This window comes from Streptomyces sp. NPDC006529 (genome assembly GCF_040611795.1).
Lineage (GTDB): Bacteria > Actinomycetota > Actinomycetes > Streptomycetales > Streptomycetaceae > Streptomyces.
On the sequence record NZ_JBEXPB010000002.1, the window covers coordinates 261,786 to 278,132 of the forward strand.

Consider the following 16,347-nt stretch of genomic DNA (forward strand, 5'->3'; position numbering starts at 1 on the left):
CCGGTCCGGGGTCCTACAGGGGAATGTTGCCGTGCTTCTTCGGCGGCAGCGACTCGCGCTTGGTGCGCAGCTGCCGCAGCCCCTTCACGATGTGCGCCCGCGTCTCGGACGGCATGGTCACCGCGTCGATGTAACCGCGCTCGGCGGCCGTGTACGGGTTGAGCAGGGTGTCCTCGTAATCGGCGATCAGCTCGGCCCGCTTGGCCTCGCGCGCCGCGTCGTCCGGGGCGGCCGCGATGGTCCGCCGGTGCAGGATGTTCACCGCGCCCTGCGCGCCCATGACGGCGATCTGCGCGGTCGGCCAGGCCAGGTTCAGGTCCGCGCCGAGGTGCTTGGAGCCCATGACGTCGTAGGCGCCGCCGAAGGCCTTGCGGGTGATCACGGTGATGAGCGGCACGGTGGCCTCGGCGTAGGCGTAGATCAGCTTCGCGCCGCGCCGGATGATGCCGTTGTACTCCTGGTCCGTGCCCGGCAGGAAGCCCGGGACGTCGACGAAGGTCAGCACCGGCACGTTGAAGGCGTCGCAGGTCCGCACGAACCGGGCCGCCTTCTCGCTCGCGTCGATGTCGAGGCAGCCCGCGAACTGCATCGGCTGGTTCGCCACGATGCCCACCGGGTGGCCCTCGACCCGGCCGAAGCCGGTGAGGATGTTCGGCGCGAAGAGCGCCTGGGTCTCCAGGAACTCGCCCTCGTCCAGGACGTGCTCGATCACGGTGTGCATGTCGTAGGGCTGGTTGGCGCTGTCCGGGATCAGCGTGTCCAGCTCGCGGTCCTCGGCCGAGATCTCCGTGTCCGCCTCCTCGGGGAAGGCGGGCGGCTCGGAGAGGTTGTTCGACGGCAGGTAGGCGAGGAGCGACTTCACGTACTCGATCGCGTCCTTCTCGTCCCCGGCCATGTGGTGGGCCACGCCCGAGACGCTGTTGTGCGTGCGGGCGCCGCCCAGCTCCTCGAAGCCGACGTCCTCGCCGGTGACCGTCTTGATGACGTCCGGGCCGGTGATGAACATGTGCGAGGTCTGGTCCACCATCACCGTGAAGTCGGTGATCGCTGGGGAGTACACGGCGCCGCCCGCGCAGGGCCCGACGACCAGGCTGATCTGCGGGATCACACCGGAGGCGTGCACGTTGCGGCGGAAGATCTCGCCGTACATGCCGAGCGCGCTCACGCCCTCCTGGATCCGGGCGCCGCCGGAGTCGTTGATGCCGACCAGCGGACAGCCGGTCTTCAGGGCGAAGTCCATGACCTTCATGATCTTCTGCCCGTAGACCTCGCCCAGGGCGCCGCCGAAGACGGTGAAGTCCTGCGAGAACACGGCGACCGGGCGTCCGTCGACCGTGCCGTAGCCGGTCACCACGCCGTCGCCGTAGGGCTTGGTCTGCTCCAGCCCGAAGTTCGTCGAACGGTGCCGGGCGAAACCGTCCAGCTCCACGAACGAACCCTCGTCCAGCAGCAGCGCCACCCGCTCACGAGCCGTCAGCTTGCCCTTGGCGTGCTGCTTCTCCACGGCGCGTGCGGAACCGGCATGGGTGGCTTCGTCGATCCGGCGCTGCAGATCCGCGAGCTTGCCCGCGGTGGTGTGGATGTCGATGGGCTCTGAGGGTTGAGACATCGGGGTCGCGGCTCCCTGGGTGGTCAACTGCCGTGGTCAATGGGGTGACTGCTGCTGGCTACTGGTTGGCTACTGGTGCGTAGCGTATCGGCGGGCATGGCGCTCGGCAGTGCGGCGTTTGCCACACCTACTGTGGGTTGCATGACGCCATCAGATGCCTCATCCGGAGCCTTCGCCGGCCGCTGGTCCAGCCTGGACCGGCCGCCGCTGTCCGCCGCCGCGCTGCGCAAGGCCCTCGTGGTCCCCGGCGGGCTGTGGACCTCCGTCGAGGTGACCGGATCCACCGGCTCCACCAACACCGACCTCGCCGCGCGGGCCGCGGGGCTGCCCGAGGGGACCGTGCTGGTCGCCGAGGAGCAGACCGCCGGGCGCGGGCGCCTGGACCGCAGCTGGACGGCTCCGGCCCGGTCGGGGCTGTTCTTCTCCGTCCTGCTGAAGCCCGGCCCGCAGGTCCCGCAGGAGCGCTGGGGGTGGCTGACCCTGCTCGCCGGGGTGGCCACCGCGACCGGGCTGTCCCGGGGGGCCGGGGTGGACACCGCACTCAAGTGGCCCAACGACCTGCTGGTCACCGTGGACGGCGACGAGCGCAAGGCCGGCGGCATCCTCGCCGAGCGCACCGGCGACGGGGTGGTCGTGGGCATCGGGCTGAACGTCTCCCTCACCGAGGACGAGCTGCCCGTACCCACCGCCGGTTCGCTGCTGCTCGCCCGGGCCACCGTGACCGACCGCGAACCGCTGCTGAAGTCCGTACTGCGCTCCCTGGAGCAGTGGTACGAGCGCTGGCGGGCGGCCGGCGGCGATCCGGCGGCCAGCGGCCTGCAGGAGACGTACGCGGCGGGCTGCGCGACGCTGGGCAAGCACGTACGGGCGGAGCTGCCCGGCGGGCGGCAGCTGACCGGAACGGCCGAAGCGGTCGACGCGGACGGCCGGCTGGTCATCCGGACGGCGCAGGACGCCCACGAAGCGGTGGGCGCGGGCGACGTCGTCCACCTGCGGTCGGTGCACTAGGGCTCCGCACGGCCCCCGGTTGCCGTCGGCGGCGACCGGCGGGTGGAGTGGGGAGTGAGCTACGGCACACCTGCCGTATGGTTTAGGCGATCCCGGTGCTCCCGGTGATCACCCGGTTCGGCAGGGCAGTGCGCACGGCAATGGACAGGAGGCGGCCCTTGACCGTCGACGACCCTACGTCCAGCGCGTCCGGCTCCCAGGGTGCCGGGCCGGTGAGCGGTCCGGGCACGCCGATCGGGCGTGATCAGCACACTCCCCATCACGAGGTCGACCACACGGCCCAGCCGACCGCGGATCCGCTCGCGATCCGGCTGGAGCAGCTCATCCTGGGCGCCGAGCGCCGGTACACGCCCTTCCAGGCGGCCCGCAGCGCCGGCGTCTCCATGGAGCTGGCGTCCCGCTTCTGGCGGGCCATGGGCTTCGCCGACATCGGCCAGGCCAAGGCGCTCACGGAGGCCGACGTACTGGCCCTGCGCCGGCTCGCCGGCCTGGTGGAGGCCGGACTGCTGAGCGAGCCGATGGCGGTCCAGGTGGCCCGTTCCACCGGGCAGACCACGGCGCGGCTGGCGGAGTGGCAGATCGACTCCTTCCTGGAGGGGCTGACGGAGCCGCCGGAGCCGGGGATGACCCGTACCGAGGTCACGTACCCGCTGGTGGAGCTGCTGCTGCCGGAGCTGGAGGAGTTCCTCGTCTACGTGTGGCGGCGCCAGCTGGCGGCGGCCACCGGGCGGGTGGTGCAGGTCGCCGACGACGAGGAGATGGTCGACCGGCGGCTCGCGGTGGGCTTCGCGGACCTGGTCGGCTTCACCCGGCTGACCCGGCGCTTGGAGGAGGAGGAGCTGGGCGAGCTGGTCGAGGCCTTCGAGACCACGGCGGCGGACCTGGTGGCCGCGCACGGCGGCCGGCTGATCAAGACGCTCGGCGACGAGGTGCTGTACGCCGCCGACGACGCGGCGACGGCGGCGGAGATCGCGCTGCGGCTGATCGAGACGATGGAGGAGGACCCGCAGATGCCCGAGCTGCGGGTGGGCATCGCCTTCGGCACGGTGACGACCCGGATGGGCGACGTCTTCGGGACCACGGTGAACCTGGCCTCGCGGCTGACCTCGATAGCGCCGAAGGACGCGGTGCTCGTGGACGGGGCGATGGCCCTGGAACTGGGGCGCACCGGTGCCGCGCCGGTCTCCGAGAAGGAGGCGGCCGAGGCGCGGGCGGAGGCGGGAGAGGGGGCGGACGGGGAGACGTACCGCTTCGCGCTCCAGCCGATGTGGCAGCGGCCGGTGCGCGGACTGGGGGTCGTGGAGCCCTGGTTGCTGACGCGCCGGACACCTAAGATCCCCGGGTAACGTTCGTTAACCAGGAGGGTGTGGGCGCTGTGGGCACTGGCGGCGGGGCGGAAGTCCGGTTCGGGGAGTTCGTCGCGGTACGGCGGCACGGGGCCGGCGGTGAGGTGGCGGAGCTGGTCCTGGACCGCCCGAAGGCCATGAACGCCGTCTCCGACGCGCTGGCGCGCTCGCTGGGCGAGGCCTGTGCGGCGCTCGCCGCCGACGCGGGGGTGCGGGTGACCGTCCTGACCTCGACGCACGAGCGGGCCTTCTGCGTGGGCGCCGACCTCAAGGAGCGCAACTCCCTGACCGACGCGGAACTGGCCGCCCGGCGGCCCGCCTCGCGCGGCGCCTACGGGGGCGTGCTCGCCCTCCCGATGCCGACGATCGCGGCGGTGCACGGCTTCGCGCTCGGCGGGGGCTTCGAGCTGGCCCTGTCCTGCGACGTGATCGTGGCCGACACCACCGCGGTGGTGGGCCTGCCGGAGGTGTCGGTCGGCGTGATCCCCGGCGGCGGCGGTACGCAGCTGCTGCCGCGGCGCGTCGGGGCGGCGCGGGCCGCCGAGCTGATCTTCACGGCGCGGCGGGTGGAGGCGGCGGAGGCGCTGTCGCTGGGCCTGGTGGAGTCGGTGGTCCCCGCGGGGACGGACCGGGAGGCCGCCCTGGAGCTGGCCGGGCGGATGGCGGCGAACTCGCCGGTGGGGCTGCGGGCGGCCAAGCGGGCGCTGCGGCTGGGGCACGGGCTCGACCTGGCGGCCGGGCTGGACGTCGAGGACGCCGCCTGGTGGGGCGTGGCCTTCTCCGCGGACCGTGCCGAGGGTGTGGCCGCCTTCAACGAAAAGCGCCCCCCGAACTGGCCGGCGGCCAGGGCCTGACCCCGGGGCCCGCAAGCCCGCCCCGGCCCGGCGCCTCGGGCGGCCGGCTTCCGGTGTCGGCCTCCGGGCCGGGAAAGCCAGCCTTGCCGTCGGCCTCCGGGCCAGGAATTTCAGCCTCGCCGGCGTTTGAGGCGCGGGGTCTGGGGCGGAGCCCCAGGGGCCGCCTGCGGGTCCGCTTCTCAGGGCTCCGCCCCGAACCCCGCGCCTCAAACGCCGGCGGGGCTGGAATGGCGGGGCTGGATGGGGCTCCGCCCCGAACCCCGCGCCTCAGACGTCGGCGGGGCTGACTTTGGCTCGGCCATGCCGGATTGGTCCCCGGCGGGGGACGAAAAGGGGGAAAGGTCCCTAATCTGGGGGGATGGGAGTTGACGGGCGGCTGCGGGCCGTGGTGGGACTCGCGCAGGCCATGGCGGCTGCGCACATGCCGCGCGACAGCGTCCGCGCGGCCGCCCGCGGAGCGAGGCTGGCACTGGACGGGTCCTTCGCCGCCATCTCCGCCTGGGAGCGCGAGCACGGCCGCCTGCGCGTCCTCGTCAACGAGGGCGAGCGCCGCGCCGGCGAGGAAGAGTTCCCCGAGGACGAGTCCTACCCCGTCCATGACTTCCCCGAGATCACCGAGTTCCTGCACGAACGCTGGGCCGGCGGCGGCTGCCCGCACGCGTGGGTCGAAAGCGCGGCCGGCGCCCGCCCCGGCCGCCGGGGCGAGGTGCTGCGCCGCCGGGGCCGCGGCACCTGCGTCGTGGCCCCCGTCGTGCTCAGCGGCCGCGCCTGGGGCGAGCTGTACGTCGCCCGCGACGAGGGGCTCCCGGACTTCGACGAGGACGACGCCGAGTTCGCGACCGTACTGGCGGCCGTGGTCGCCGCCGGGCTCGCCCAGAACGAACGCCTCGAAGAGGCCCGCAGGCTCGCCTTCACCGACCCCCTGACCGGCCTCGCCAACCGCCGGGCCGTCGACATGCGCCTCGACGAGGCGCTGGAGGAGCACCGCACCAAGGGCGCCGTGGTCAGCCTGGTGGTCTGCGACCTGAACGGCCTCAAGCGGGTCAACGACACCCTGGGGCACGCCATGGGCGACCGGCTGCTGGAGCGGTTCGGGTCGGTGCTGAGCCTGTGCGGGGCGATGCTGCCCGGCGCGCTGGTGGCGCGGCTCGGCGGGGACGAGTTCTGCCTGGTGAGCGCGGGCCCGACGGCCGACGAGGTGGTGCGGGTCACCGAGGAGCTGTGCCTGCGGGCCGCCGAGCTGGAGCTGGGCGAGGGGGTGGCCTGCGGGGTCGCCTCGACCGGCGACGACATCGGCGTGGTGCAGTCCTCGCGGCGGCTGTTCCGGCTGGCCGACGCGGCCCAGTACAAGGCGAAGGCGGCCGGGCTGCCCAAGCCGGTGGTGGCGGGGCGGGACACGGCCGTGCTGCGGATGGCCGACGCGCCGCCCGCGGGGTCCGGCGAACGCCGCCGGTTCAGGGGCCGGTGAGACCCGGGAAAGCCGCCTAGTGACATGTTGGGATTCAGTCCGTAGGGTGCTGAATATGGATATGCACACTGTCGTGATGGGGACGTCCGGGACCACCGCCGAGGACGTCATCGCCGTCGCCCGCCAGGGCGCTCGCGTCGAGCTGTCCGCCGAGGCGGTCGACGCCCTCGCGCGTGCCCGCGCGATCGTGGACGCCCTCGCCGCCAAGCCCGAGCCCGTCTACGGGGTGTCCACGGGCTTCGGCGCACTCGCCTCCCGGCACATCAGCCCCGAGCTGCGCGCCCAGCTCCAGCGCAACATCGTCCGCTCGCACGCCGCGGGCATGGGCCCCCGCGTCGAGCGCGAGGTCGTGCGCGCCCTGATGTTCCTGCGGCTCAAGACCGTCGCCTCCGGGCACACCGGGGTCCGCCCCGAGGTCGCCCAGACCATGGCCGACGTCCTGAACGCCGGGATCACCCCGGTCGTCCACGAGTACGGCTCGCTCGGCTGCTCCGGTGACCTCGCGCCGCTCTCGCACTGCGCCCTCACCCTGATGGGCGAAGGCGACGCGGAAGGTCCCGACGGGGTCGTGCGCCCCGCCGGCGAGCTGCTCGCTGAAGCCGGGATCACCCCCGTCGAGCTGCGCGAGAAGGAGGGCCTGGCCCTCCTCAACGGCACCGACGGCATGCTCGGCATGCTCGTCATGGCCATCGCCGACCTGAACAAGCTGTACACCTCGGCCGACATCACCGCCGCCCTCACGCTGGAGGCGCTGCTCGGCACCGAGAAGGTCCTCGCGCCCGAGCTGCACGCCATCCGCCCGCACCCCGGGCAGGGGGCCTCCGCCGCGAACATGGCCGCCGTGCTCAAGGGCTCCGGGCTCACCGGGCACTTCCAGGAGGAGTCGGCCCCGCGCGTGCAGGACGCGTACTCCGTGCGCTGCGCCCCGCAGGTCGCCGGCGCGGGCCGGGACACGATCGCGCACGCCGCCCTGGTCGCCTCGCGCGAGCTGGCCGCCGCCGTCGACAACCCGGTCGTCCTGCCCGACGGACGCGTGGAGTCCAACGGCAACTTCCACGGGGCGCCCGTCGCCTACGTCCTGGACTTCCTCGCCATCGTCGCCGCCGACCTCGGCTCGATCGCCGAGCGCCGCACCGACCGGCTGCTCGACAAGAACCGCTCGCACGGCCTGCCGCCGTTCCTCGCGGACGACGCCGGCGTCGACTCCGGTCTGATGATCGCCCAGTACACCCAGGCCGCCCTGGTCAGCGAGATGAAGCGGCTGGCCGTACCGGCCTCCGCCGACTCGATCCCGTCCTCCGCGATGCAGGAGGACCACGTCTCCATGGGCTGGTCCGCCGCCCGCAAGCTGCGCACCTCGATCGACAACCTGACCCGGATCGTCGCCATCGAGCTGTACGCCGCCACCCGGGCCATCGAGCTGCGCCACGGGCTGACCCCCGCGCCGGCCAGCCGGGCCGCGATCGCCGCCGCGCGGGCGGCGGGCGTCGAGGGCCCCGGCCCGGACCGCTTCCTGGCGCCCGACCTGGCCGCCGCGGACGCGTTCATCCGTTCGGGTGCTCTCCTGGAGGCCGTGGAGCCGGTCACCGGCCCGCTCGCCTGACCTGCGCGTTCTCCCGCAAGGGCCGCCCCTCGGGGCGGCCCTTGCTGCTGACCGCGCCCCGGGTCAGCGTTCGGAGCGGGCCCGGCGGGCCGAGAAGGCGACGAACCCGGCCCCGACCCCCAGGCAGAGCGTGCCGCCCAGCACGTACGGGCCGGTGTCCACCCCGCCGGTGTCGGCGAGCAGCAGCCGCGGATCCTGGCCGCGGTCCTCGGCGAGGTCCCGGGACTGATCGGCGCGCACGCCGGTGACCTGGGTGTTCGCGCTCACGGGCGCGCCCGGGGCGGCGTCCTGCGGCGAGACGGAAGTGGCGCCCGCGTTGGGGACGAACCAGAGGGCACCGAGCAGCGTGGTCGCCCCGAGAGCGGTGAGCAGCGGTCGACGTGCGGACACAGTTCGATCCCCCTTGTGGCAGCAGCGAATTGGCCGTGTGGGCAGATGCTAGTTAAAGGGGCGGGTCGTGGGAAACCCGGGGGTTCGCGAGCCTTACCCTCCGTCGTATGAACGCTTCTGAAGAATCACGTTACGTACGGCTTCGCGTCGATTTGGTGCTGGAGGTCCCGGAACCGGACGCCCTCACCGGAGCCGCCCTGGCGCACATCAAGGCCGACGAGTTCATGCCCGAGGAGGAGCGCGGCCACGCGGAGGCGGCCGTGCGCGAGGACGCCGCCGAGGCGCTCGCGTACCTCATCGACCCCACCGACCTGGTCGCCGAGATCCCCGGGGTCGAGCTGGCGCAGGCTTCCTGGAGCACCGAGCCGGTCGAATACGACCCCGAGTCGATGGAGTGGGACCTCGACGAGGAAGATGGGGTATTCGACGAAGAGGACGACAACGCCTGACCGTGCGGTGGCCCACATTCGGAACGGATGTGGAACCGGCCCGGCACGTTGACGCGTTGTCCGTACGAGGCAGGGATCGACGCAGGGGAGCCAGCTCCCCTGCCCTGCTGATGCTCGGTGATCCGGCAACGATGGAGTGGCGTGTGAGGACGGACAGCAAGCGGCGCAGGCGGGGCCTGGCGGCCGCAGCGGCGGTGCTCGGTGGGGTACTGGTGCTCTCGGCGTGCAACGGCGGCGACGACAAGGCCGGGGGCGGCAGCGGAGACAAGACCGCCAAGTCCCAGGCGGACGTCGACGCGGCGGCGGCCAAGGACACGTCCAAGGCCCGAATAGTCATCGCGCCGAAGGACGGCGCCACCAACGTCGGTCTGAACAACGCGGCCGTGACGGTGACCGACGGCACCCTCACCAAGGTGGAGCTGAAGACCTCCGAGGGCACCGCGGTCGAGGGCAAGATAGCCGCCGACGGCAAGAGCTGGAAGCCCGAGGCCGCGCTCAAGCGCTCGCAGAAGTACTCCCTGTCCGCGTCCGCGAAGGACGACGGCGGCAAGGAGGCGCACGAGAACGCCTCCTTCACCACCGTCTCGCCGGAGAACAGCTTCATCGGCTCGTTCACGCCGGAGGACGGCTCCAAGGTCGGCGTGGGCATGCCGGTCTCGATCGACTTCAACAAGCCGATCAAGGACAAGAAGGCGGTCCAGGCCGCCATCAACGTCACCTCCAGCAGCGGCCAGGAAGTCGTCGGCCACTGGTTCGGTGACCAGCGCCTGGACTTCCGCCCCGACCAGTACTGGGCCGCGAACTCCACCGTCACGATGAAGATGAAGCTGGACGGGGTCCAGGGCGCCCCCGGCGTCGTCGGCGTGCAGGACCGCACGGCCACCTTCCAGATCGGCCGCAGCCAGGTCTCCACGGTCGACGCGAAGACGAAGAAGATGACCGTCACGCGCGACGGCCAGGTCGTCAAGACCATCCCGATCTCGGCGGGCTCCCCGGCGAACCCCACGTACAACGGCCAGATGGTGATCTCCGAGAAGTTCAAGGAGACCCGGATGGACGGCGCCACCGTCGGCTTCAAGGACGGTGACGGCAAGGGCGAGTACGACATCAAGGACGTCCCGCACGCGATGCGGCTGTCCAACTCGGGCACCTTCATCCACGGCAACTACTGGGGCGACGACTCCATCTTCGGCAGCGCCAACACCAGCCACGGCTGTGTCGGCCTGAACGACGCCAAGGGTGCGAACGACCCGAACCAGCCCGGTGCCTGGTTCTTCGACAACTCGCTCATCGGCGACGTCGTCACCGTGGTCAACTCCCCGGACAAGACCATCAAGCCGGACAACGGCCTGAACGGCTGGAACCTCAGCTGGGCGGACTGGAAGGCCGGTTCGGCCGTCTGAGACGCCTGATCCGAGTCACCGCGACGGCGGGGAAGCCCTGGGGGCCTCCCCGCCGTCCGTGTTCTCATCCGACGTTTATCCGCCGCTTATCCCGCCATCACGGCCGGTGCCTAGCGTCGCCGCATGTTCTTCACCTACCTACGGCGCGAGCTGCGCCGCCGCAGGAAGGCGGCGTTCGTCGTCGCCTCCGGGCTCGCGCTGGGCATCGCCCTCGTCATCGTCGTGACCTCCGTGTCCGCGGGCATGGGGCAGGCGCAGGCCAGGGTGCTCCAGTCCCTCTACGGCCTCGGCACGGACATGACCGTCACCAAGGCCCAGACCCCGCCGGGCGAGGGCGGCGCGCCGCAGCGCCCCCGCTTCCGGTTCGACGCCGAGGACGGCGCCACCGGCGCGGCCGGCGCCGAGCAGAGCCGCGACATCGTGATGCCGCAGGGCTTCCAGACGCTGGACGCGGCTACCGTCACCGAGGTCTCCGGCCAGCACGGGGTCGCCGACGCCGTCGGCGGCCTCAGCCTCCAGGTGATGAAGGTCAACGGGCAGTTCAGCCGGGGCGAGTTCCGGCGCGCCGAGGGCTCCGGCCAGGGCGGCGCACCGGGCGGCCGCAGTGGCGGCGGCCAGGGCGCGGGCGGCGCGGGCGGCTCCGTACAGGGCGGCGGCGCCGACTTCGACGTCAACTCCTTCACCGTCTACGGCACCGATGTCACCAAGCCGGAACTCGGCCCGCTGACCACCTCCAAGGTCACCTCCGGGCGCACGTTCCAGAAGGGTGAGACCGACGCGGCGGTGGCCGTCGCCGACAGCGCCTACGCCACGAAGAACAAGCTGGCCGTCGGGTCCGACGTCACCGTCAAGGGCGCCGCGTTCAAGGTCATCGGCATCGCGACCGCCGACAGCGGCGACGCGGCCGCCAACCTCTACGTTCCACTCAAGCGGGCCCAGGCGCTCGCCGAGGCCCCGGACAAGATCACCACGGTCTACGTCCGGGCCGAGGACTCCCAGGCCATCGGTCCGCTCAAGACGGCCATCCAGGCGAACGTCCCCGACACCACGGTCACCACCTCCGCGGACCTCGCCGACACCGTGTCCGGCTCGCTCTCCACGGCCTCCTCGCTGGCCTCGACCGTCGGCACCTGGCTCTCTTACACGGTCCTGGCAGCGGCGTTCCTCGTCGCGGGCCTGCTCACCTCCTCGGCCGTCAGCCGCCGGGTGCGCGAATTCGGCACGCTGAAGGCGCTCGGCTGGAAGAGCGGCCGGGTCACCGGGCAGGTCGCCGGTGAAGCCCTGGTCAACGGCCTCATGGGCGGCGCCCTCGGCATCGGGCTCGGGCTCGGCGCCGCCTACCTGATCACTGCCGTCAGCCCCACCCTCACCGCGCAGCTCGCGGGCGGCGGCGCGCGCGGCGGCGGCCGGGCGGGCGGCTTCGGCGGCGGGGGCGGCGGCTTCGGCGGCGCCCGCCGCACCGCGGCCAAGGCCCTGGACGTCGCGCTCACCGCGCCCGTCTCCCTGTCCACCATCGGCCTCGCCGTCGCCCTCGCGGTGGCGGGCGGCCTGATCGCGGGCGGCTTCGGCGGCTGGCGCGCCTCCCGGCTGCGCCCGGCGGACGCCCTGCGCCGCGTCGAGTAGGCCCGGATCGCGGCCCGCCACGCACCGTCGCACGCGCCGCCGACCGCCGCCGACCGCCGCCGAACGCGCCGCACCGGCGCACGTACGAGAGGAACCCCCGCACGATGTACCACCTCACGGGTGTCACCAAGAACTACCGGCGCGCCAAGGACACCGTCACCGCGCTCGCCGGGATCGACCTGACCATCGAGGACGGCGGCCGGCTCGTCATCCAGGGCCCCACCGGCGGCGGCAAGTCCACGCTGCTCCAGATGCTCGGCGGGCTCGACCGCCCCACCGCCGGTTCCGTCGTCCTCGACGGCCTGGACCTCGCGACGCTCCCGGAGGCCCGGCTGACCCGGGTCCGTGCCGAGAACATCGGATTCGTCTTCCAGTCCTTCAACCTCATCCCCACCCTCACTGCGCAGGAGAACGTCGAGACGGCGCTCGTCCCGCTCGGCCTCAAGGCGAAGGTCCGCCGGGAGCGGGCGGCCGAGGCCCTTGACTCGGTCGGCCTGGCCGAGCGCGCGGGCCACCTGCCCGGCGAGCTGTCCGGCGGGCAGCAGCAGCGCGTCGCCATCGCCCGTGCGCTGGTGAAGAAGCCGAAGGTGCTGCTGGCCGACGAGCCGACCGGCAACCTCGACGAGTCCACGCGGGACGAGGTGATGGACCTGCTGGAGGGGCTGTGGAGGGAACACGGCCTGACCTTCGTGATGGTGACCCACGACAGCGCGCTCGCGAAGCGGGCGCCCCGGGTGGCGACGATCCGGCGCGGCCGGGTCACGGTGACCGAGAACGCCTGAGGCGGGGGGCGCGGCGAACTGGTACGAGCGGGAAAAGCCTTGGCGGCGCGCCGCGGGCCGCGGTTACGGTCGCCTGATGACCGAACCCGAGCCCACCGCGCCCGCCCGTCCGCTCGCCCCGGCTCCCGCCGTGGTTCCGCTCTCCGTACCGCCCACCGATGCCGAAGTCGATTCCTGGACCCGCCTGTTGGGCGCCGTCCGCGCGGCGGACCTGCCCGCGGTGCCCGCGCCGGGCCGCGTGGAGGTCTGCGGCCGGCTCAGGGTCTCCTCGATCCGGGGGCGCTCCGTGCACTGGGCGGTGCCGGGGGAGGGCGGCGAGCTGGACGGTGTCGCCGCCCTGCTGCTCTTCACCGACGAGGGCAACACGCACGGCGCCTTCCTGAACGACCTCGCGGTGCGTCCCGCCGCCCGCCGCCGGGGCCTCGGCCGCGCCCTGTGGGAGGCGGTCCTGGCCGAACTGCGGGCGCAGCAGCGGACTTCGCTCGCCGTCCTGGTGGAAACCGGCACCCCCGCGCAGGCCTTCGCGGAGCGCCTCGGTTTCGAGAACGTCCTGCCGATGGGCTGGCACGTGCAGCGGGTCCCGGCCGGACCGGTCGAGGCGCCCGAGGCCCCCTCCGGCTACCGGCTCGTGAGCTGGAGCGGGGAGGTTCCCGACGCGTGGGCGGACGCCTCGGCCGTCGCGCACGGGTCGATGGAGGACGCGCCCACGGGCGACCTGGACGAGCGCGCCCCGGCCTGGACCGGGGAGCGGGTGCGCCTGGCGCAGCGGCTGGTCGTGGACCGGGGCGGGGTGATCCTCTCGGTGGCCGCGCTGACCGCCTCCGGCGAGATGGCGGCGTACACGGAGCTGGTCCTCGCCGATCCGGCGGACACCCGGGCCCTGCAGTACGACACGGTCGTCGTCCCCGCCCACCGGGGCCGGGGCCTGGGCCGGCTGGTCAAGCGGCGGATGCTCGCCGAGGTGGTGGCGGCGTACCCGGCGCTGCGGGAGATCGCGACGACCGTCGCGGACGAGAACGCGCCGATGCTCGGCGTGAACGAGGCCCTGGGCTACCGGCGCGAGCGCGACGTCGCCCTGTTCCAGCTCAAGCTGTAGGGATCAGCCCGAGGACGAGGGGGCGGAGGGAGCGGACGGGGCGGACGACGACGGCGCCGGGGCGGCCCAGGAGCCGAGCATGCGCAGGGCGTCCGCCGACGCCGATCCCGGCTCCGCGTGGTAGGTGACCAGGGACTGCTCCGGGTTGTCCGGGAAGGTCAGCGTCTCGAAGGAGAGGGTGAGCGGACCCACCAGCGGGTGGCGCAGCTCCTTGCTGCCGTGCGACTTGTTGTGGACGGTGTGCTCGGCCCACAGGGTGCGGAACTCGGCGTTCTTCACGGACAGTTCGCCCACCAGCGCGGACAGCTGCGCGTCGTCGGGGTACTGGCCGGCGTAGAGCCTCAGGTTGCTGACCACCTCGCAGGCCCGGCACTCCCACTCGCCGTACAGCTCGGCGGTCGCGGGGTCCAGGAACACCATCCGCACCAGGTTGCGCTCCTGCGGCGGCAGCGCGCCGAAGTCACCGAAGACGGCAGCCGCCATCCGGTTCCAGCCGACCACGTCCTGGCGCCGCCCCACGATGTAGGCGGGTACGTCGTCCAGCGCGTCCAGCAGCCGCAGCAGCTCGGGGCGGACCTTCTCGGGGCGGTGGCTCTGGCTCTGGCGGCGCTTGCGGCCCTTGGGCTGGGCCAGGTGCGTCAGGTGCGTGTACTGGGTGTCGTCCAGGCGCAGGGCGCGGGCGAGCGAGTCCAGGACCTCCGCCGACACGTTCTGCCCCTGCCCCTGCTCCAGACGCGTGTAGTACGCGACCGAGACCCCGGCCAGCTGGGCCAGCTCCTCGCGGCGCAGCCCCGGGACGCGGCGGTGGCGACCGTAATCGGGCAGCCCGACGTCCTCCGGGCGCAGCCGCGCCCGGCAGGAGCGCAGGAACTCGCCGAGCTCGCTGCGCGGGTCGAGCGGGTCGATGCGGGCGGCGGGACGGTCCGCCGCGCGCGCGGCGGGCCGCTGGTCGGTGCGCTGGTCGTCGGCCTGGTCCATCCGTCCAGTATCCCCGGGCCGGGGGGCCGGGGACGGCCGTGAGCCTGACCCCGCCAGGGGTAGGTTCGCCAGTCCTAGCCCCGACAGGGGTCTGGGTGCGGGGCCGGGAGCCGGGCATCGTGTCCTCATCACCACACGTGCACCACACCCGTACCACCTGCGCGGCACACGCCCCGCGCGCACTTCCCAAGGAGCACCCCCCGTGCCGAACCCCACCGCCGCCGTGTCCGTCCCCACCCGGGTCGCCGCCTACGCGGCCCCCGCGCCCAAGGCCCCGCTGGAGCGCACCACCGTGCCGCGCCGCCCGGTCGGCGAGCACGACGTCCTGATCGAGATCAAGTACTCCGGCATCTGCCACTCGGACATCCACCAGGCCCGCGACGGCTGGGGCGAGGGCATCTTCCCGATGGTCCCGGGCCACGAGATCGCGGGCATCGTGACCGCGACCGGTCCCGGCGTGACCAAGTTCGCCGTCGGCGACCGGGTGGGCGTGGGCTGCTTCGTCGACTCCTGCGGCGAGTGCGCGAACTGCGTGGCGGGCCAGGACCAGTTCTGCGTCCGGGGCGCGACGGGCACCTACAACGCGACCGGAACCGACGGCGAGCCCACGTACGGCGGCTACTCCACGCACATCGTGGTCGCCGAGAGCCACACCCTGCGCATCCCGGACGGCATCGCCCTCGACGTGGCGGCGCCGCTGCTGTGCGCGGGCATCACCCTCTACTCGCCGCTCAAGCGCTGGGGCGCGGGCCCCGGCAAGAAGGTCGCCATCGTCGGCCTGGGCGGTCTCGGGCACATGGGCGTCAAGATCGCGGCGGCCCTCGGCGCCGAGGTGACCGTCCTGTCGCAGACCCTGCGCAAGAAGGCGGACGGCCTGGAGCTGGGCGCCGCGCACTTCCACGCCACGAACGACCCGGCGACCTTCACGGAGCTGGCCGGCACCTTCGACCTCATCGTCTCGACGGTCTCGGCCCCGCTGGACCTGGGCGCCTACCTCGGCCTGCTGAAGGTGGAGGGCGCGCTGGTGAACGTCGGCGCCCCCGAGGAGCCGGTCTCGTTGAACCTGTTCTCGGTCATCGGCGGCAACAAGACGCTGGCCGGTTCGATGATCGGCGGCATCCCGCAGACGCAGGAGATGCTGGACTTCTGCGCCGCGCACGGGCTGGGCGCGGAGATCGAACTGATCGATGCCGACCAGATCAACGAGGCGTACGGCCGGGTCGAGGCGAGCGACGTCCGCTACCGCTTCGTCATCGACGCGTCGACGATCTGAGGCGGGCCCGGCCCCCGGCAGGTGCCCGCGGCTCGACGGGCGGGGCGGCGGAAGCTGGGGGAGGATGTCCTCAATGCCCCATCCTGTCGGGGCAGTCGAGGATGTGAGTGACCGTGGAACTGCAGTGGATCGACGCGCGGGACGACCTTCCCGAGAACGGCTCGGGGGTACTGGCAGCGGTCGCCGGCCGCTACGCGCAGGGTCCGGCGTCTGACTTCTGGGTGGTGCTGCCGATGCGGTTCCTCGCGCGGCACGTGAGCGGGCCGGACGGCCGCGCGGTCCACGACTGCTTCGTGGACCGCGCGGCCGCCGTCCGCTTCCCGTACACCGCCGCGGCCCGCGGCGCGGAGGGCGTCACCCACTGGGCGTACCTCCCGGCCCTTCCGGGCACGGCCCGCAACCACCTCGTCGGCCACACGGTGGCCCCGTCGCTCCAGGCGGCCTTCGGCCTGCTGTGAGCCCGGC

General features: G+C 73.1%; 15 protein-coding genes. 12 read left to right on the plus strand and 3 right to left on the minus strand.

Annotation, left to right across the window (positions count from 1 at the left end; translation table 11 throughout):
- Positions 1 to 13: 13 nt before the first annotated feature.
- Entirely contained in the window at positions 14 to 1,609 is a 1,596-nt protein-coding gene (locus ABZY31_RS03160) for an acyl-CoA carboxylase subunit beta (protein WP_356404221.1), read from the minus strand.
- 141 nt (positions 1,610 to 1,750) lie between these two features.
- Here ABZY31_RS03160 and ABZY31_RS03165 point away from each other — a divergent pair, with 141 nt between their 5' ends.
- The 5 genes from ABZY31_RS03165 (at position 1,751) to hutH (ending at position 7,888) form a co-directional block, all read left to right on the plus strand.
- Positions 1,751 to 2,617, plus strand: a complete 867-nt coding sequence (locus tag ABZY31_RS03165; RefSeq protein WP_356404223.1) for a biotin--[acetyl-CoA-carboxylase] ligase — start codon at positions 1,751 to 1,753, stop codon at positions 2,615 to 2,617.
- Positions 2,618 to 2,775: 158 nt separating this feature from the next.
- Entirely contained in the window at positions 2,776 to 3,963 is a 1,188-nt protein-coding gene (locus ABZY31_RS03170; protein WP_356404225.1) for an adenylate/guanylate cyclase domain-containing protein, read from the plus strand.
- A gap of 29 nt (positions 3,964 to 3,992) precedes the next feature.
- The gene (locus ABZY31_RS03175) at positions 3,993 to 4,817 is read left to right on the plus strand and encodes an enoyl-CoA hydratase-related protein (protein WP_356404227.1); all 825 of its coding nucleotides are present in this window, start codon (positions 3,993 to 3,995) and stop codon (positions 4,815 to 4,817) included.
- 358 nt (positions 4,818 to 5,175) lie between these two features.
- On the plus strand, positions 5,176 to 6,285 hold the full coding sequence (locus ABZY31_RS03180) for a GGDEF domain-containing protein (RefSeq protein WP_356404229.1): 1,110 nt from the start codon (positions 5,176 to 5,178) through the stop codon (positions 6,283 to 6,285).
- Positions 6,286 to 6,346: 61 nt separating this feature from the next.
- Positions 6,347 to 7,888, plus strand: coding sequence for a histidine ammonia-lyase (gene hutH / locus ABZY31_RS03185; RefSeq protein WP_356404422.1), 1,542 nt, complete (start codon positions 6,347 to 6,349; stop codon positions 7,886 to 7,888).
- Between the two features lie 63 nt (positions 7,889 to 7,951).
- Here hutH and ABZY31_RS03190 read toward each other — a convergent pair whose 3' ends face one another.
- Positions 7,952 to 8,278, minus strand: a complete 327-nt coding sequence (locus ABZY31_RS03190) for a hypothetical protein (RefSeq protein WP_356404231.1) — start codon at positions 8,276 to 8,278, stop codon at positions 7,952 to 7,954.
- A gap of 107 nt (positions 8,279 to 8,385) precedes the next feature.
- Between ABZY31_RS03190 and ABZY31_RS03195 the strand changes: the two genes are divergently transcribed.
- The 5 genes from ABZY31_RS03195 to ABZY31_RS03215 all read left to right on the plus strand — a co-directional run bounded on the left by ABZY31_RS03195 (position 8,386) and on the right by ABZY31_RS03215 (position 13,631).
- On the plus strand, positions 8,386 to 8,727 hold the full coding sequence (locus tag ABZY31_RS03195) for a hypothetical protein (RefSeq protein WP_356404233.1): 342 nt from the start codon (positions 8,386 to 8,388) through the stop codon (positions 8,725 to 8,727).
- A gap of 131 nt (positions 8,728 to 8,858) precedes the next feature.
- Positions 8,859 to 10,130 (plus strand): Ig-like domain-containing protein, encoded by a 1,272-nt coding sequence (locus ABZY31_RS03200; RefSeq protein WP_356404235.1) that lies wholly within the window; start codon positions 8,859 to 8,861, stop codon positions 10,128 to 10,130.
- Positions 10,131 to 10,253: 123 nt separating this feature from the next.
- Positions 10,254 to 11,753: an ABC transporter permease gene (locus ABZY31_RS03205; protein ID WP_356404237.1), complete on the plus strand. Its 1,500-nt coding sequence runs from the start codon at positions 10,254 to 10,256 to the stop codon at positions 11,751 to 11,753.
- Positions 11,754 to 11,857: 104 nt separating this feature from the next.
- Positions 11,858 to 12,535 (plus strand): ABC transporter ATP-binding protein, encoded by a 678-nt coding sequence (locus ABZY31_RS03210; RefSeq protein ID WP_356404239.1) that lies wholly within the window; start codon positions 11,858 to 11,860, stop codon positions 12,533 to 12,535.
- A gap of 76 nt (positions 12,536 to 12,611) precedes the next feature.
- Positions 12,612 to 13,631, plus strand: coding sequence for a GNAT family N-acetyltransferase (locus tag ABZY31_RS03215; protein WP_356404240.1), 1,020 nt, complete (start codon positions 12,612 to 12,614; stop codon positions 13,629 to 13,631).
- A gap of 3 nt (positions 13,632 to 13,634) precedes the next feature.
- On the opposite strand, the gene ABZY31_RS03220 is transcribed toward ABZY31_RS03215, so the two are convergent.
- On the minus strand, positions 13,635 to 14,609 hold the full coding sequence (locus ABZY31_RS03220) for a helix-turn-helix transcriptional regulator (protein WP_356404242.1): 975 nt from the start codon (positions 14,607 to 14,609) through the stop codon (positions 13,635 to 13,637).
- A gap of 202 nt (positions 14,610 to 14,811) precedes the next feature.
- Here ABZY31_RS03220 and ABZY31_RS03225 point away from each other — a divergent pair, with 202 nt between their 5' ends.
- Both ABZY31_RS03225 and ABZY31_RS03230 read left to right on the plus strand, forming a co-directional pair.
- Complete coding sequence (locus ABZY31_RS03225) at positions 14,812 to 15,882, plus strand: NAD(P)-dependent alcohol dehydrogenase (RefSeq protein ID WP_356404244.1); 1,071 nt, start codon at positions 14,812 to 14,814, stop codon at positions 15,880 to 15,882.
- A 107-nt stretch (positions 15,883 to 15,989) separates the two neighbouring features.
- The gene (locus ABZY31_RS03230; protein ID WP_356404246.1) at positions 15,990 to 16,340 is read left to right on the plus strand and encodes an AQJ64_40280 family protein; all 351 of its coding nucleotides are present in this window, start codon (positions 15,990 to 15,992) and stop codon (positions 16,338 to 16,340) included.
- Positions 16,341 to 16,347 lie beyond the last annotated feature (7 nt).

What these genes read in the sequence shown, in the direction of transcription:
- ABZY31_RS03160 (WP_356404221.1), bottom strand. Translation starts at nt 1,609, where the DNA reads ATGTCTCAACCCTCAGAGCCCATCGACATCCACACCACCGCGGGCAAG.
- ABZY31_RS03165 (WP_356404223.1), top strand. Translation starts at nt 1,751, where the DNA reads ATGACGCCATCAGATGCCTCATCCGGAGCCTTCGCCGGCCGCTGGTCC.
- ABZY31_RS03180 (WP_356404229.1), top strand. Translation starts at nt 5,176, where the DNA reads ATGGGAGTTGACGGGCGGCTGCGGGCCGTGGTGGGACTCGCGCAGGCC.
- hutH (WP_356404422.1), top strand. Translation starts at nt 6,347, where the DNA reads ATGCACACTGTCGTGATGGGGACGTCCGGGACCACCGCCGAGGACGTC.
- ABZY31_RS03195 (WP_356404233.1), top strand. Translation starts at nt 8,386, where the DNA reads ATGAACGCTTCTGAAGAATCACGTTACGTACGGCTTCGCGTCGATTTG.
- ABZY31_RS03200 (WP_356404235.1), top strand. Translation starts at nt 8,859, where the DNA reads ATGGAGTGGCGTGTGAGGACGGACAGCAAGCGGCGCAGGCGGGGCCTG.
- ABZY31_RS03205 (WP_356404237.1), top strand. Translation starts at nt 10,254, where the DNA reads ATGTTCTTCACCTACCTACGGCGCGAGCTGCGCCGCCGCAGGAAGGCG.
- ABZY31_RS03210 (WP_356404239.1), top strand. Translation starts at nt 11,858, where the DNA reads ATGTACCACCTCACGGGTGTCACCAAGAACTACCGGCGCGCCAAGGAC.
- ABZY31_RS03215 (WP_356404240.1), top strand. Translation starts at nt 12,612, where the DNA reads ATGACCGAACCCGAGCCCACCGCGCCCGCCCGTCCGCTCGCCCCGGCT.
- ABZY31_RS03220 (WP_356404242.1), bottom strand. Translation starts at nt 14,609, where the DNA reads ATGGACCAGGCCGACGACCAGCGCACCGACCAGCGGCCCGCCGCGCGC.